This is a genomic window from Azospirillum sp. (assembly GCF_035627195.1).
In the GTDB taxonomy this organism is placed as follows: domain Bacteria; phylum Pseudomonadota; class Alphaproteobacteria; order Azospirillales; family Azospirillaceae; genus Azospirillum.
On sequence record NZ_DASPMG010000410.1, the window covers coordinates 1 to 14,812 of the forward strand.

General features: G+C 69.7%; 14 protein-coding genes. 12 read left to right on the forward strand and 2 right to left on the reverse strand.

Annotated elements, in window-relative coordinates; genetic code table 11:
- From VED21_RS35420 to VED21_RS35470, 11 genes are all read left to right on the forward strand, one after another.
- A partial coding sequence (locus tag VED21_RS35420; protein ID WP_324890625.1) for an ABC transporter ATP-binding protein occupies positions 1-606 on the forward strand: 606 nt, incomplete at its 5' end.
- Positions 603-2,405 (forward strand): AMP-dependent synthetase/ligase, encoded by a 1,803-nt coding sequence (locus tag VED21_RS35425; protein WP_324890626.1) that lies wholly within the window; start codon positions 603-605, stop codon positions 2,403-2,405. The genes VED21_RS35420 and VED21_RS35425, both read left to right, overlap by 4 nt.
- Before the next feature lie 146 nt (positions 2,406-2,551).
- Positions 2,552-3,685, forward strand: a complete 1,134-nt coding sequence (locus VED21_RS35430) for a thiolase family protein (RefSeq protein ID WP_324890627.1) — start codon at positions 2,552-2,554, stop codon at positions 3,683-3,685.
- Complete coding sequence (locus VED21_RS35435; protein WP_324890628.1) at positions 3,682-5,970, forward strand: 3-hydroxyacyl-CoA dehydrogenase/enoyl-CoA hydratase family protein; 2,289 nt, start codon at positions 3,682-3,684, stop codon at positions 5,968-5,970. The genes VED21_RS35430 and VED21_RS35435 overlap by 4 nt, the downstream gene beginning before the upstream one ends.
- A 385-nt stretch (positions 5,971-6,355) precedes the next feature.
- On the forward strand, positions 6,356-8,143 hold the full coding sequence (locus tag VED21_RS35440) for an acyl-CoA dehydrogenase (protein WP_324890629.1): 1,788 nt from the start codon (positions 6,356-6,358) through the stop codon (positions 8,141-8,143).
- Positions 8,144-8,156: 13 nt separating this feature from the next.
- Positions 8,157-8,651, forward strand: coding sequence for a mismatch-specific DNA-glycosylase (locus VED21_RS35445; RefSeq protein ID WP_324890630.1), 495 nt, complete (start codon positions 8,157-8,159; stop codon positions 8,649-8,651).
- A gap of 398 nt (positions 8,652-9,049) precedes the next feature.
- Positions 9,050-9,247 carry a hypothetical protein gene (locus VED21_RS35450; protein ID WP_324890631.1) on the forward strand — a complete coding sequence of 66 codons (198 nt, stop codon included), beginning with the start codon at positions 9,050-9,052 and terminating at the stop codon, positions 9,245-9,247.
- A 40-nt stretch (positions 9,248-9,287) separates the two neighbouring features.
- Complete coding sequence (locus VED21_RS35455) at positions 9,288-10,064, forward strand: MetQ/NlpA family ABC transporter substrate-binding protein (RefSeq protein WP_324890632.1); 777 nt, start codon at positions 9,288-9,290, stop codon at positions 10,062-10,064.
- Positions 10,065-10,071: 7 nt separating this feature from the next.
- Entirely contained in the window at positions 10,072-11,136 is a 1,065-nt protein-coding gene (locus VED21_RS35460; RefSeq protein ID WP_324890633.1) for a methionine ABC transporter ATP-binding protein, read from the forward strand.
- A complete protein-coding gene (locus VED21_RS35465; RefSeq protein WP_324890634.1) occupies positions 11,102-11,770 on the forward strand; it encodes a methionine ABC transporter permease in 669 nt (222 codons plus the stop codon). Before VED21_RS35460 ends, VED21_RS35465 begins: the two co-directional genes overlap by 35 nt.
- An 11-nt stretch (positions 11,771-11,781) precedes the next feature.
- Positions 11,782-12,570, forward strand: a complete 789-nt coding sequence (locus VED21_RS35470; RefSeq protein WP_324890635.1) for a MetQ/NlpA family ABC transporter substrate-binding protein — start codon at positions 11,782-11,784, stop codon at positions 12,568-12,570.
- Between the two features lie 48 nt (positions 12,571-12,618).
- On the opposite strand, the gene VED21_RS35475 is transcribed toward VED21_RS35470, so the two are convergent.
- Together VED21_RS35475 and VED21_RS35480 are read right to left on the reverse strand one after the other, a co-directional pair.
- A complete protein-coding gene (locus tag VED21_RS35475; protein WP_324890636.1) occupies positions 12,619-13,104 on the reverse strand; it encodes a YchJ family protein in 486 nt (161 codons plus the stop codon).
- Positions 13,105-13,160: 56 nt separating this feature from the next.
- Positions 13,161-14,030: a LysR family transcriptional regulator gene (locus VED21_RS35480; RefSeq protein WP_324890637.1), complete on the reverse strand. Its 870-nt coding sequence runs from the start codon at positions 14,028-14,030 to the stop codon at positions 13,161-13,163.
- Between the two features lie 95 nt (positions 14,031-14,125).
- Here VED21_RS35480 and VED21_RS35485 point away from each other — a divergent pair, with 95 nt between their 5' ends.
- A complete protein-coding gene (locus VED21_RS35485) occupies positions 14,126-14,512 on the forward strand; it encodes a tautomerase family protein (protein WP_324890638.1) in 387 nt (128 codons plus the stop codon).
- The last annotated feature ends 300 nt before the right edge of the window (positions 14,513-14,812 follow it).

Here is a 14,812-nt window from a genome sequence, read left to right on the forward strand (position 1 = left end):
CGCTTCGACGGCCGCCCGGTGATTGATCGCACCCCGCACGGCCTGGTGCGCGCCGGCCTCTTCCACGTCATGGAGGGCCGCCGCATCTTCGAGGACCTGACGGTCGAGGAGAACCTCGTCGCCGCCACCTATGCCCGTGACGGCAAGGGCCCGGCGTCGGAACGCTTCGACCTCGTCTACGAGTACTTCCCCAACCTGCACGCGCGCCGCGGCGTGCGCGCCGGTTACCTGTCGGGCGGCGAGCAGCAGATGCTGGCCATCGGCCGCGCCCTGGTGGCCGAGCCGCAGCTGATCCTGCTGGACGAACCCTCGCTCGGCCTGTCGCCCAAGCTGGTGGAGGAGATCTTCACCATCATCGCCCGCATCAACGCCGAACAGCGCGTGTCCATGCTGCTGGTCGAGCAGAACGCGGCGGTGGCCTTCGCCGTGGCCTCCTACGGCTACATCATGGAAACCGGCCGCATCGTCATCGACGGCCCGGTGGAGCGCCTGACCCGCGACCAGGACGTGCGCGAGTTCTACCTCGGCCTCGGCGGCGCCCATGGCGAGGCGAAGAGCTACCGCGACATCAAACACTACAAGCGCCGAAAGCGGTGGTTGTCATGAACGCACCCAGCCTCCCCTCCCTCACTCTGCCGCAGATGCTGCGCGCGCACGCGCGCTCCAACCCGCTGGGCATGGCGCTGCGGCAGAAGGACTTCGGCATCTGGAACCCGGTGTCGTGGGATCGCTATTACCAGCGCGCCCGCCACTTCGGCCTGGGCCTGAAGGCCCTGGGCCTGGGCGAGAAGGGCCACGTCGGCATCATCTCCGAGAACCGGCAGGAATGGGTGTTCGCCCAGCTCGGCTGCGGGGTGGTGCGGGCGGTGGCGGTCGGCGTCTATCCCACCAGCCCGTCCAACGAGGTCGCCTACGTCCTGGGCCACGCCGACGCCGAGTTCGTCGTGTGCGAGGACCAGGAGCAGACCGACAAGGTGCTGGAATCCCTGGACGACCTGCCGAAGCTGCGCCGCATCATCGTCATCGACATGAAGGGCCTGCGCCACTACCCGCGCGACCGCATCGTGTCCTTCGAGGAGGTCGAGCGCCTGGGCGCCGAGCGCGAGGCGAAACACCCCGGCGAGGTGGACGCGCTCCTGGGCGACCAGCGCATGGAGGACATCGCGCTGATGGTCTACACCTCCGGCTCGACGGGCAAGCCCAAGGGGGCGATGCTCAGCTTCCGCAACATCCACGCCATCGCCCCCGGCCTGATCGAGCGGCTGGGCCTCACGCCCGCCACCACGCACCTGTCCTACCTGCCGCTCTGCCACGTGGCGGAGCAGATGCTGACCACCTTCGCGCCGCTCTACCTCGGCTCCACCGTCAACTTCGGCGAATCCATCCGCACCGTGCAGGAGGATCTGCGGGAGGTGGCGCCCACCATGTTCCTGGGCGTGCCGCGCATCTGGGAGAAGCTGCACTCCGCCATCCACATCAAGATGGCCGAGGCGGGCGGCATACGGCGATGGCTGTTCGAACGCGCGATGAAGGCGTGCGAGCCGTGGGCGGAGACGGTGCCGTCCCGCCGCCCGCCGCTGGCGCGGCTGGTCTACGGGTTCTGGTACGCGCTGGTCTTCCGCGCACTGCTCAACTACATCGGCCTGCGCCGGGCCGGCGTGGCGCTGACCGGTGCGGCGCCGATCTCGCCGAAGATCGTGCGCTTCTTCCGCACGCTGGGCGTGCCGCTGGTCGAGGTCTACGGCCTGACCGAGACGGCCGGCATGGTCACCGGCCAGTCGCTGGAATCGCTCGTCCCCGGCTGCGTCGGCCCCGCCATCGTCGGCGCCGAGGCCAAGGTCGGCGACCTTGGCGAACTGCTGATCCGCGCCGGCTGCGTCTTCGAGGGCTATTACAAGAACCCGGAGGCGACGGCGCAGTCCATCCGCGACGGCTGGCTGCACACCGGCGACGTGGTGGAGGTGGTGAACGGCCAGTTCCGCGTCGTCGACCGCCTGAAGGACATCATGATCACCGCCGGCGGCAAGAACCTCAGCCCGTCGGAGATCGAGAACGCCGTGAAGTCCAGCCCCTACATCAAGGAATGCATCGTCATCGGCGAGGCGCGCAAGTACGTCTCGGCGCTGATCCAGATCGACCTGGAAACGGTCGGCAAGTGGGCGGAGGAGAACAACATCCCCTACACCCACTTCCGCAGCCTCGCCGAGAACCCCCGCGTGCACGAGCTGGTGCAGCGCGAGATCGACGCCGCCAACGCCACGCTGGCCCAGGTCGCGCACGTGCGCAAGTTCCACCTGCTGACCAAGGAACTGGACCACGACGACGACGAGGTGACGGCGACCATGAAGGTCCGCCGCTCCAACATCCAGAAGAAATACGCCACCGAAATCGCCGCGCTTTATTGACCTTACTTCCCTCTCCCGCCCCGGGAGAGGGTGGCCGGCAAAGCCGGCCGGGTGAGGGCAAGGGCAAGGATCCTCGCCTTTACTCCCACTCCAACCCTCTCCCGGGACGGGAGAGGGGGGAAAGAAGAAATACAGGGAGCCCTTCCATGAAAGACGCCTACATCGCGGGCTACGTCCGCTCGCCCTTCACCTTCGCGCGCAAGGGCGCTCTGGCCGGCATGCGGCCCGACGACCTGGGCGCCGCCGTCATCCGTGCCCTCCTCGCGCGCACCGGCGTGCCCGCCGACCGGATCGAGGACGTGATCTGGGGCTGCGCCTTCCCGGAGGGCGAGCAGGGCCTGAACATCGGCCGCACGGTCGGCATGCTGGCCGGCCTGCCGGTCACCGTGGCCGGCGCCACCATCAACCGCTGGTGCGGCTCCTCCATCCAGGCGGTGCAGATGGCTCACGGCATGATCGCCACCAACGCCGGCGACGCCTTCATCTGCGGCGGGACGGAGTGCATGTCGCGCGTCCCCATGATGGGCTTCAACGTCCTGCCCAACCCCGCCTGGACCCGCGAGCAGGTCGAGGACTACATCAGCGTCGGCATCACCGCCGAGCGGGTGGCGGAGCGCTACGGCATCACCCGCGCCGACCAGGACGCCTTCGGCGCCTCCAGCCAAGCCAAGGCGCTGGCCGCCCAGCGCGACGGCCGCCTCGCCGCCGAGATCGTCCCCATCACGCATGCCGGCACCGTCGTCGAACACGACGGCTGCGTGCGCGAGACCTCGCCGGAGAAGCTCGCCACGCTGAAGCCCGCCTTCCTGGCCGGCGGCACGGTCACCGCCGGCACCTCCTCCCCCACCACCGACGGCGCCACGGCGCTGCTGGTGTGCAGCCGGGACTTCGCCGAAAGCAACGCCCTCACCCCCATGGCGCGGGTGCGGAGCTTCGCCGTGTCCGGCTGCGAGGCCGGCGTCATGGGCCTCGGCCCCATCGAGGCGTGCCGCAAGGCGCTGGCCCGCGCCGGCCTGACCATGGCCGACATCGACCTCGTCGAGATGAACGAGGCCTTCGCCGCCCAGGCCATCGCCTGCTGCCGCGAACTGGGCATCCCGGACGAGAAGCTGAACATCGACGGCGGCGCCATCGCGCTCGGCCATCCGCTGGGCGCCACCGGCGGCCGTCTGGTCGGCAAGGCGGCGCAACTGCTGAAGCGCACCGGCGGCCGGCACGCCATCGCCACGCAATGCATCGGCGGCGGCATGGGCATCGCCATGGTTCTGGAGGCCGCATGATGGACACGAGCATCCGCAAGGCGATGGTGATCGGCGCCGGCTCCATGGGCTCCGGCATCGCGGCGCAGTTCGCCAACGGCGGCGTCCCGGTGATCCTGCTGGACGTCACCGCCGACGCCGCCCGCGCGGGCGTCGAGCGCCAGCTGAAGGCGCAGGGCTTCATGGACCCGTCCGCCGCCGCCCTGGTCGAGACCGGCAGCATCGCCAGCGACCTTCCCCGCGCCAGCGAGGCCGACTGGATCGTCGAGGCCATCGTCGAGGACCTCGCCATCAAGCGCGACCTCTACGCCAAGCTGGAATCGGTGCGCCGCCCCGGCACGGCGGTGTCCTCCAACACCTCCACCATCCCGCTGGCGTGGCTCGCGGACGGGCGGTCCGACGCCTTCAAGCGCGACTTCACCATCACCCACTTCTTCAATCCGCCCCGCCACATGCGCCTGATGGAGCTGGTGGCCGGCCCCGCCACCGCCCCCGACCTCGCCAACACGGTGCGCGAGTGCGCCGAACGCGTTCTCGGCAAGACGGTGGTGGACTGCCGCGACACCCCCGCCTTCATCGCCAACCGCCTGGGCTGCTACTGGATGTCGGTGGCGGCGCTGGAGGCGCAGCGCCTCGGCCTGAGCGTGGAGCAGGCGGACGCCGTGGCCGGCGCCCCCTTTGGCATCCCGCGCACCGGCGTCTTCGGCCTGCTCGACCTCGTCGGCATCGACCTGATCCCGCTGGTGTGGTCCAGCCTGCTGGGCGCCCTCTCCGCCACCGACGGCCACCACGCCTTCGACCTGACCAGGGACACGCTGGTCCAGCGCCTGATCCGCGAAGGGCGCATCGGCCGCAAGGCCAAGGGCGGCTTCTACCGCATGGTCGCCGGCACCAAGGCGCGCGAGGCGGTGGACCTCGCCACCGGCGACTACCGCCCGCAGCAGGAGGCGAAGGCCAACCGCGACCTGCGCGCGCTGATCGCGCAGGACGACGCTATGGGCCGGTACGCGTGGTCGCTCCTGTCCCACACCATCGCCTACACGGCCGAGGTGGCGGCGGAAATCGCAGACGACGTGGCGGCCATCGACACCGCCATGCAGCTCGGCTACGGCTGGGCGCGCGGCCCCTTCGCGCTGGCCGATTCCGTCGGCTGCGCGCTGATCGCCGATCGTCTGGCGGCCGAGGGTCGCCCCGTCCCCGCCCTGCTCGCCCAGGCCGCCGCCGACGGCGGCTTCCACCGGCGCGGGTCCGCCGGCCGCGAGGCGCGGCTGACCACCGGCGCCTGGGCGCCCGTCAAACGCCCGCCCGGCGTGCTCGACCTCGCCGACGTGAAGGAGGGCACCGCACCCCTGGCCGGCAACGCCTCCGCCTCCCTCTGGGACATCGGCGACGGCGTGGCCTGCCTGGAGTTCCACACCCGGATGAACGCCGTCGACCACGGCATCATCGAGATGGTAGAGACGGTCGCAAAGGGCCTGCCCGCCGGCTTCCGCGCCCTGGTGATCTACAACGACGACCCGCGCGCCTTCTCCGCCGGGGCCAACCTGAAGTTCTTCGTCGATCGCTTCGACGCCGGCGACTTCGCCGCGCTGGAGGCGTTCGTCGTGCGCGGCCAGCAGGCGTTCCGCGCGCTGAAGTACGCGCCCTTCCCCGTGGTCGGCGCACCGGCCGGCCTGGCGCTGGGCGGCGGGTGCGAGGTGTTGCTGCACTGCGACGCCGTGCAGGCGCACGCGGAGGCGTACCTGGGCCTTGTCGAGCTGAAGGTCGGCATCATCCCCGGCTGGCGCGGCACGACGGAGATGCTGCTGCGCGCCGCCTCCCGCGACGACCGCCCCGCCGGCCCGATGAAGGCCGCCACGGCGGCGTTCGAGGTGATCGCCGGTGCCACCGTCTCGGCTTCCGCCCTGCACGCCCGCGCTCTCGGCTTCCTGCGCGCGGGCGACGGCATCACCATGAACCGCGACCGCCTGCTGGGCGACGCCAAGGCCAAGGCCCTGTCCCTGGTGGACGGCTACGCCCCGCCGGAGCCCGGCACGGCCGTCCTCCCCGGCCCAAGCGGCCGCGCCTCCCTGATGAACCTCGTCCAGGGCTGGCAGCGCGCCGGCCTCATGACGGCGCATGACGGCGTGGCCGCCGACTGGCTGGCCCGCGCCTGCACCGGCGCCGACGCCGACCCGCTGGTCCCCGTCACGGAAGACGACCTCGCCGCCCTGGAGCGCGACGCCCTCTTCACCCTGATCCGCGCTCCCGCCACCCAGGCCCGCATCCGCCACATGATGGACACCGGCAAACCCCTGCGGAACTGAAGGTGATTAATCCCTCCCCCAGCCCCGCTGGGGGAGGGAGGGACCCAAGCGAAGCTTGGGAGGGTGGGGGCTAGTTGTTCGCGAGAATCAGCGGCGTATCGGCTGGCGACGACGGTGCGGATCAAAAAATCAGAGACTTAGAGATGAAGAGACTTTTGATGTCTTGCCACAGCCACAACTTCGCGCTGCGCCATTTCTCAACCAACCCCTCTTGATCTCTCAATCTCTCAGTCTCTGATTTCCTGATCCGTACGAAATCCGCCAGCTTGGGCTTCCGCCCGCCACAAAGGCCGTTGCCCCCACCCTCCCAGCCTGCGGCTGGGCCCCTCCCTCCCCCGCCGTAGGCGAGGGAGGGAGGGGCACAAAGGACAAGGAGACACACACCATGGCCGCCTACCGCGCGCCGCTGACGACGCTGCGCTTCCTGCTGAACGAGGTGCTGGACGCCCCCGCCACGCTCACGGCCGCCGGCTGGGAGGACGCCTCGGCCGAGCTGTTCGACGACGTGCTGGCCCAGGCCGGCCGCGTGGCGGGGGAGGTACTCTTCCCCCTCAACGGTCCCGGCGACGCCGAGGGTGCGCGCGTCGAACCGGCCGGCGTGCGCATGCCCGCCGGCTTCCATGACGCCTACCGCGCCTGGGTGGACGGCGGCTGGAACGGGCTGGGCGGCGACCCGGCCTACGGCGGGCAGGGCATGCCGGCAGTGCTCGACACGCTGGTGATGGAGATGGTGTCCGGCGCCAACCTCGCCTTCTCCATCCTGCCCGGCCTGACGCAGGGCGCCATCCGCGCCATCGCCGCGCACGCCAGCGACGACCTCAAATCCCGCTACCTGCCCTCCATGATCTCCGGCCGCTGGACCGGCGCCATGGCGCTGACGGAGCCGCACGCCGGCACCGACCTGGGCATCCTGCGCACGAAGGCGGAAGCGGCGGGCGACGGCTCCTACCGCGTCACCGGCCAGAAGATGTTCATCTCGGCTGCCGACCACGATTTGACCGACAACCTCGTCCACCTCGTGCTGGCCCGTCTGCCCGACGCGCCGCCGGGCACGCGCGGCATCAGCCTGTTCCTGGTGCCCAAGGTGCTGCCCGATGGTGCGCGCAACGCGTGGTCCGTCCTGTCGGTGGAGCACAAGATGGGCCTGCACGCCTCGCCCACCTGCGTGGTCGCCTACGACGGCGCCACCGGCTGGATGGTGGGGGAACCGCACCGCGGCCTGCCCGCCATGTTCACCATGATGAACCACGAACGCCTGTTCGTCGGCATCCAGGGCATCGGCGTCGGCGAGTGCGCCGCCCAGTCCGCGGCAGCCTACGCCCGCGACCGCCTGCAGGGCCGCGCTCCGGACGGCCCCCGCGCGCCCGACAAGCCGGCCGATCCCATCGTTTCGCACCCCGACGTGCGGCGCATGGTGCTGACCGCCCGCGCGCTGACCGACGCCGGCCGCGCGCTGGCCGCCTGGACCGCGCTGCGCATGGACCGCGCCCACCACAGCGCCGACCCGGCCGTGCGGGAGGAGGCGGAGGACTGGGCCGCCCTCCTCACCCCCATCGTCAAGGCCGCCGGCACCGACTTCGGGTTCGACGCGGCGGTGCTGGCCCAACAGGTGATGGGCGGCCACGGCTACGTCCGCGACTGGGGTGTGGAACAGCTGGTGCGCGACGTGCGCGTCACGCAGATCTACGAGGGCACCAACGGCGTCCAGGCGCTCGACCTCGTGCAGCGCAAGTTCGCCATGGCCGGCGGCCGCCCCCTGCGGCGCCTCTACGCGGCGCTGGACGAGGCCGTCGCCGCGCTGGAATCGCACCCGGACACCGCCGACCTCGCCTCCCCCCTGGCCGACGCGGTGCAGCGCCTGCGCGCCACCGTCGCGTGGCTGGGCGAGGCGGCCGGGCGTTCGCCGCTGGAACCGGCGGCGGCGGCCACCGACACGCTGCGCCTGTTCGCGCTGGTCACCTACGGCTGGATGTGGGCGCTGACGGCGACGGCGGCTGCGCGCCGCCCGGCCGGCTACGACCCGGCGTACCTCGCCTCGCGCGTTGCGCTGGGGCGCTTCTTCATGCACCGTCTGCTGCCCGACGTGCTGGCCCTGGAGGCGCGCATCCGCGCCGGCCACGCCAGCGTCACCGCCGCGGAGCTTGGGCTGGAGGATGAATCCATTATCGGATGACGCTGAAGGCCCGGTGCCGGACATCCTGGCGCCGGGCCTGCGCGTCCTGTTCGTCGGCTTCAACCCCGGCACCCGCTCCGGCCAGCTCGGCCACAACTACGCGGGGCCGGGCAACCAGTTCTGGCGCCTCCTGCACGCCGCTGGCCTCACCCCGCGCCTGCTGCGGCCGGAGGAGGACCGGAGCATGGTGCAATGGGGCCTCGGCTCCACCAACCTCGTCGCCCGCGCCACGCCGGGTGCCGCCGACCTGACCCGCGCCGAACTGGCGGCCGGCGCCCCGCGCATTGGCCGCATCGTCGCCCAGTACCGCCCGAAGGTGGTCGCCTACACCGGCAAGGGCGTGTACCTTCCCGCCTCCGGCCGCGACCGCGCCGGCTGGGGCGCGCAGCCGGACAGCCTGTTTCCGCCCGCCGTCGACGTCGTCCTCCCCTCCCCCAGCGGCCTCGCCCGCCTGCCCTTCGAGGAGAAGCTGCGCTGGTACCGCGTGGTGGCGGAGCTGATCGCGTAAAACAGTACATGATTGTGAAATACAGAATTGCACATTCCGCATGTGCGTTTTGCCATTGACACCAACCCTACACCCAAAGTAGACATACCTCCGGACGCCCGCCGTGGGCGGCCCGCGGCTTTTGACCATGCAGCTTGCGCCGCGTCACCAAACGCTAAAGCGCCACGATGCCGGTCGTGGACCTGATGAAGGAGTGACCGGACATGAACACCGATCCGATCCACGCCTCCCCCGCCCTGCCGCCCGCCCTGGCGTTCGAACGCCGAATGCGGGCCTCGATGTGTCGCCGCGGCTGTTGATGCCGCGCCGCGCGGCCTGATGCCGCGCCCTTTCCCAGGACCATCGCACGCAGAATCCGCGCCCGCCCCACCGCCGGGCGCGCGAGGGGAGCTTTCGCCATGAGCAGCCAAGCCTACGCCATCGAAGTCCACGGCCACACCGCCGGCATCGTCGTCGCCGAGCACCGCGGCTTCACCTTCTTCGCCTCCGACTGGGCCTTCAAGGATCTCGACCGCCGCACCTTCCGCCACGTCGGACAGGCCGAGCGCGCCGCCCAGCACCTCTATTCCACGCTTTCCAAGCGTCACCGCCGCTGAACGCAAAGCTGAACGAAAAACGAATAAAGGACCCGCACCCATGAAGACCCTGTTCGCCTCCGCCCTTCTCGGCATCGGCCTCCTGGCGACGTCCGCCGCCGCCGATCCGCTGAAGCTCGGCGTGTCCGCCGGCCCCTACGGCGAGATCCTGGAGTTCACCGCCAAGATCGCCGCCAAGGAGGGCCTGGAGGCCAAGGTGATCGAGTTCACCGACTGGAACATGCCGAACGCCGCCGTCCAGGCCGGCGACATCGACGCCAACAACTTCCAGCACCAGCCCTTCCTGGACAACCAGATCAAGCAGCGCGGCTACGACATCGTCCCGGTCGCCAAGAGCATCGTCGTGCCCATGGGCGTCTACGCCAAGACGGTGAAGACCCTGGACGATCTGAAGCCGGGCGCCACCATCTCCATCCCCAACGACCCCACCAACGGCGCGCGTGCCCTCGCCCTGCTCGCCAAGGCCGGCGTGATCGCGCTGAAGGACGGTGCCGGCGCAACCGCCAGCATCGCCGACATCGCGTCGAACCCGAAGAAGGTGAAGTTCGTGGAGCTGGACGCAGCACAGCTTCCCCGCTCTCTGGACGACGTGGACGCGTCGGTCATCACGCTGAACTACGCGGTGCTGGCCGGGCTGAACCCCAAGGCGTCGCTGCTGTTGGAGGATGACCAGTCGAAGTGGCACCTGGTCTGGGCCGTGCGCAAGGACCGCGCGAACGACCCGGCCATCAAGCGCTTCATCGAGATCTACCGCTCCCCCGAGGTGCGCCAGTTCATCCTGACGCGCTTCGACGGGACCATCGTTCCGACGTGGTGAGTCGTCCATGATCGTCTTCGACACGATCGGCAAGGTCTACCCGGCGCGCGGTACGGGCGCGCCGGTGGCGGCCATCGCCGATATCTCCTTCTCCGTCGAACGGGGCGAGGTCTTCGGCATCATCGGCCGCTCCGGTGCGGGCAAGAGCACGCTGCTGCGCACGGTGAACCGGCTGGAGACGCCGACGTCCGGCACGGTTCTGGTGGACGGCGTCGACATGACGGCGCTGAAGCCCGCCGAACTGCGCGCCGCGCGCCACCAGATCGGCATGATCTTCCAGCACTTCAACCTGCTCTCCTCGCGCACCGTCTACGGCAACGTGGCGCTGCCGCTGGAGCTGGCCGGCGTGCCCAAGGCCCGCATCCGCGATGAGGTCGAACCGCTGCTCGACCTCGTCGGGCTGGCCGACAAGCGCGACCGCTACCCGGCCGAGCTGTCGGGCGGCCAGAAGCAGCGCGTCGGCATCGCCCGCGCGCTGGCCTCCAAGCCCAAGGTGCTGTTGTCGGACGAGGCAACCTCGGCGCTCGACCCCGAAACCACCACGCAGATCCTGCACCTGCTGGGCGACATCAACCGGCGCCTGGGCCTGACCATCCTGCTGATCACGCACGAGATCGCCGTGATCAAGGAGATCTGCCACAAGGTGGCCGTCCTGGACGGCGGCCGGCTGATCGAGACGGGGCCGGTCTTCGACATCTTCGCGCACCCCCGCCACGCGGTGACGCGCAGCTTCGTCGACCCGGTCATCAACCGCGGCATGCCCGACAGCCTGAAGGAGCGCCTGTCGCACGAGCCCGTGGCCGGCAGCAACCCGGTGCTGCGCATCACCTTCACGGGCGAGCGCGCGACCTCCCCCGTCATCAGCCTGCTGAGCCGGAAGTTCAACATCGACCTCAACATCTGGCACGGCCAGATCGACGAGATCCAGGGCGCCCCCTTCGGCACCCTGGTGGTCGAGGTCGTCGGCCCCGAAACCTCCATCGAGGCCGCCGTTAGCCTGCTCAAAGTGAACAATCTCGGCGTCGAGGTGCTTGGCCATGTTGTCTCCGGAAATCATCGCGTTGCTGTTTAAGGCGACGCTCGACACGCTGCACATGGTGGCGGTGTCGGGCGTGCTGGGCACGCTGATCGGCCTGCCGCTCGGCGTCCTGCTGGCGGTGACCGGGCGGGGGGAGCTTCTGCAGAGCCTCACCTTCAACCGCATCGCCGGGGCGGTGGTGAACGTCACCCGCTCCACCCCCTTCATCATCCTGGTGGTGGCGATCATCCCGTTCACGCGGCTGGTCGCCGGCACCTCCATCGGCACCGCGGCGGCCATCGTGCCGCTGACCGTGGCCGCCATCCCCTTCATCGCCCGCATCGTCGAGGGCTCCGTGCGCGAGGTCGACCGCGGCCTGATCGAGGCGGCGCAGGCCATGGGCGCCACGCCCTTCCAGATCATCCGCAAGGTGCTTCTGCCCGAAGCCATGTCCGGCATCGCGCTGGGCCTCACGCTGGCCGCGGTCAGCCTGATCGGCTACTCGGCCATGGTGGGTGCGGTGGGCGGCGGCGGCCTGGGCGACCTGGGCATCCGCTACGGCTATCAGCGCTTCCTGCCGGAGGTGATGCTGGCCGTGGTGGTGATCCTGGTGGTGCTGGTGCAGATCGTCCAATCGGCCGGCGACGCGCTCGCCCGCCGCTTCAACAAACGCAATATGAAAGCCTGAGGAGGGTTCCCATGTCCCGTTCCCGCCTGTTCGGCGCCCTGATCGGCGCCGCGGCCCTGACGTTCGCGTCCGGCGCGTCGGCCGAGACCATCAAGGTCGGCGTCAGCGCCGGCCCGCACGCCCAGATCCTGGAGCAGGTGAAGCCGATCGCCGCCAAACAGGGCCTCGACATCCAGATCATCGAGTTCACCGACTACGTGATCCCCAACCAGGCGCTGTCGGCCGGCGACCTGCAGGCGAACTCCTTCCAGCACGAGCCGTACCTGGACAACCAGGTGAAGGACCGCGGCTACCAGATCGTCAACGTCGGCAAGACGGTGGTCTTCCCGATGGGCATCTATTCGAAGAAGGTGAAGTCCCTGGCCGACCTGAAGGACGGCGCCAAGATCGCCGTGCCGAACGACCCGACCAACGGCGGCCGCGCCCTGCTGCTGCTTCAGGCCAACGGCCTGATCAAGCTGCGCGACGGCGCCGGGCTGAAGGCCTCGCCGGTCGACGTCAAGGAAAACCCGAGGAAGCTGCAGATCCTCGAACTCGACGCGGCCCAGCTGCCGCGCTCGCTGGACGACGTGGACGCGGCGGCGGTCAACACCAACTACGCGCTGGAATCCGGCCTCGACCCCGCCAAGGACACGATCGCCAAGGAAAGCGCCGATTCGCCCTACACCAACATCATCGCCGTCCGCGCGGCCGACAAGGACAAGCCCTGGGTGAAGGCGCTGGTCGCCTCCTACCACACGCCGGAAGTGAAGCAGTTCGTCCTGGACAAGTTCAAGGGCGCCGTCGTTCCGGGCTGGTAAGCCTTTTAACCCCTCCCCCGCCTCCGGCGGGGGAGGGAGAAATGCACGTTACGCCGCGGCACCGTGGCACTTCTTGTACTTCTTGCCGCTGCCGCACGGGCACGGGTCGTTGCGGCCGACCTTCGCGGCGTGGCGCGGGCGCGGCCCCAGGGCGCCGTCCACGTACCACCAGCGGCCGTCGCGCTTGCTGAAGTGGCCGGTCTCGTGGTGCACGGCCTCCTGCCCGTTCAGCTTGAAGCGGGCGACGAACTCGACATAGCCCTCCTCGTCGCCCTCGCCGCCGGCCTCGGTCGACTTCACCTGCAGGCCCAGCCACTCCGCCGTCTGCGACCATTCGGTGACGCTCTTGCGGTCGAAGTCGTCGCGCGTCTCCGGCAGCAGCGTGTCGTGCAGGTAGTCGATGTTGCCGACGACGAACGCCGAATAGCGCGAGCGCATCAGCGCCTCCGCCGTCGGCGCCGTGGTGCCGCCGGCAAGGTACGGGCCGCAGCAGGTGTCCAGCGTCTTGCCGGAGCCGCAAGGGCAATCGGTCATGGGAATCGGGCCTCCGTTTCGAACGCGCCCCTCATAGCGCAAGCGCGGCATGGCAATCAACGCACGCGTCCGCCCGACACCGCGCTCCGGTAGGCGGCCGACAGCGCGGCCAGCGCGTCGCGCGGCCGGCCGTCCCTGACCCGCGTGTGAAGCAGGACCGGCAGGCGCGGCAAATCGGGCAGCCCGAGCCTGGGGCCGACGTCGACCGCGCCGAACGGCAGCATGCGCGGCGCCAGCGCGGCGATGCCGAGCCCGGCCATGACGGCCGCGGCAACCGCCGTGACGCCGCCGCCCACGAAGATTTCCGTCCAGGGCACGCCCGCCGCGTCGAGAAGCTGGCTGGACATCACCCGCACGCCGCACGGCTCGGCCAGCGTGGCGACCGGCAGGGGCTCGCCCACCCGATGCTGCCAGCTCGGCCCCGCGAACCAGCCGAACTTTTCTTCCGTGAGGACTTCCCCGTCGTTCCGCCCGGCGTGCAGGCGGACGATCACCGTGTCGAGTTCCCGCCGGTCGAAGCTTTGCAGCAGGTCGCCCGACGACCCGATCCGGATTTCGATCAGCAGCTGCGGGTCCTGCGCGTTCATGCGCGCGATCAGCGCGGGCAGCTCCGGCCCCGCGACATGGTCGCTGATGCCGATGGTCAGGCGCTGCCGGGCGCCCGCAAACACGGCAAGCGCCCGGTCGTGCGCCTCCAGGAGTTCGCGGGCGTGGTCGAGGAAGGCCGTGCCCCGCGCCGAAAGCTGCACGTACCGGGGCGTGCGCTCGACTAGCCGGCAGCCGAGCCTATCTTCGAGCCGCTTCAGCTTCAGGCTGACCGCGGCCTGCGTCGTCCGCATGGCCTCGGCCGCGCGCGTGAAGCTGCCAAGCTCGGCGATGCGGACGAAGGCCTGCACGGCATCCAGGTCGAGCGGGCGCTCAATCATTTCCAAGCCTTATCACTGATATCAACATTCATAGCATACCAAAATGACAAGGCGGCGGGTAACGTTGAATCGGGACAAAACGGAAAGGATCCACAATGCCACTCCTCCACATCTCGATGCGCGCCGGAAAGCCGGAAGCCTACCGGCAGGCGATCTTCGACGGCCTGTACCGCGCGATGCGCGAAACGTTCGACGTGCCGGAAGACGACCAGTTCATGGCCATCACGGAGCACGAACCCGGTAACTTCCGCTACAACGCGTCCTACCTCGGCGTCGCTCGGAGTGACGACCTCGTGTTCATCCAGATCACCGCGAACAACACCCGCACCGTGGAACAGAAGAAGGCGCTGTACCGGCGGATCGCGGAACTGCTCGGCGACAACCCCGGCATCCGGCCGGAGGACGTGTTCGTAAGCCTCGTCGAGGTCGCGAAGGAGAACTGGTCCCTCGGCAACGGCATCGCGCAATACGCGGACCGGTGACCGTTCCCGACCCGGCCGGGCCTACGCAAAGCCCCTCTCCCCGCCACCGCGTCATGCACACATCTTGGCGAAGAGTGGGAAAGCCCCTCTCCCCTGGCGGGAGAGGGGTTGGGGAGAGGGGTCATTACCGCCGGATGGCGGGAAAAGAGTCTTGTTCTCCGGTGTATAGACCGGAGACATCCTTTACAGGTGTTCGGGGACATCATTGACACATATGGGCGTGGACGAAGCTTAGCGAGGGCTTGGCCATGCCATTCCAGGAGGTGTCGAAGATGTCCCTGCGTCTGGAGTTTGTGACGC

What these genes read in the sequence shown, in the direction of transcription:
- VED21_RS35425 (WP_324890626.1), top strand. Translation starts at nt 603, where the DNA reads ATGAACGCACCCAGCCTCCCCTCCCTCACTCTGCCGCAGATGCTGCGC.
- VED21_RS35470 (WP_324890635.1), top strand. Translation starts at nt 11,782, where the DNA reads ATGTCCCGTTCCCGCCTGTTCGGCGCCCTGATCGGCGCCGCGGCCCTG.
- VED21_RS35460 (WP_324890633.1), top strand. Translation starts at nt 10,072, where the DNA reads ATGATCGTCTTCGACACGATCGGCAAGGTCTACCCGGCGCGCGGTACG.
- VED21_RS35430 (WP_324890627.1), top strand. Translation starts at nt 2,552, where the DNA reads ATGAAAGACGCCTACATCGCGGGCTACGTCCGCTCGCCCTTCACCTTC.
- VED21_RS35450 (WP_324890631.1), top strand. Translation starts at nt 9,050, where the DNA reads ATGAGCAGCCAAGCCTACGCCATCGAAGTCCACGGCCACACCGCCGGC.
- VED21_RS35485 (WP_324890638.1), top strand. Translation starts at nt 14,126, where the DNA reads ATGCCACTCCTCCACATCTCGATGCGCGCCGGAAAGCCGGAAGCCTAC.
- VED21_RS35440 (WP_324890629.1), top strand. Translation starts at nt 6,356, where the DNA reads ATGGCCGCCTACCGCGCGCCGCTGACGACGCTGCGCTTCCTGCTGAAC.
- VED21_RS35465 (WP_324890634.1), top strand. Translation starts at nt 11,102, where the DNA reads ATGTTGTCTCCGGAAATCATCGCGTTGCTGTTTAAGGCGACGCTCGAC.
- VED21_RS35480 (WP_324890637.1), bottom strand. Translation starts at nt 14,030, where the DNA reads ATGATTGAGCGCCCGCTCGACCTGGATGCCGTGCAGGCCTTCGTCCGC.
- VED21_RS35455 (WP_324890632.1), top strand. Translation starts at nt 9,288, where the DNA reads ATGAAGACCCTGTTCGCCTCCGCCCTTCTCGGCATCGGCCTCCTGGCG.
- VED21_RS35475 (WP_324890636.1), bottom strand. Translation starts at nt 13,104, where the DNA reads ATGACCGATTGCCCTTGCGGCTCCGGCAAGACGCTGGACACCTGCTGC.
- VED21_RS35435 (WP_324890628.1), top strand. Translation starts at nt 3,682, where the DNA reads ATGATGGACACGAGCATCCGCAAGGCGATGGTGATCGGCGCCGGCTCC.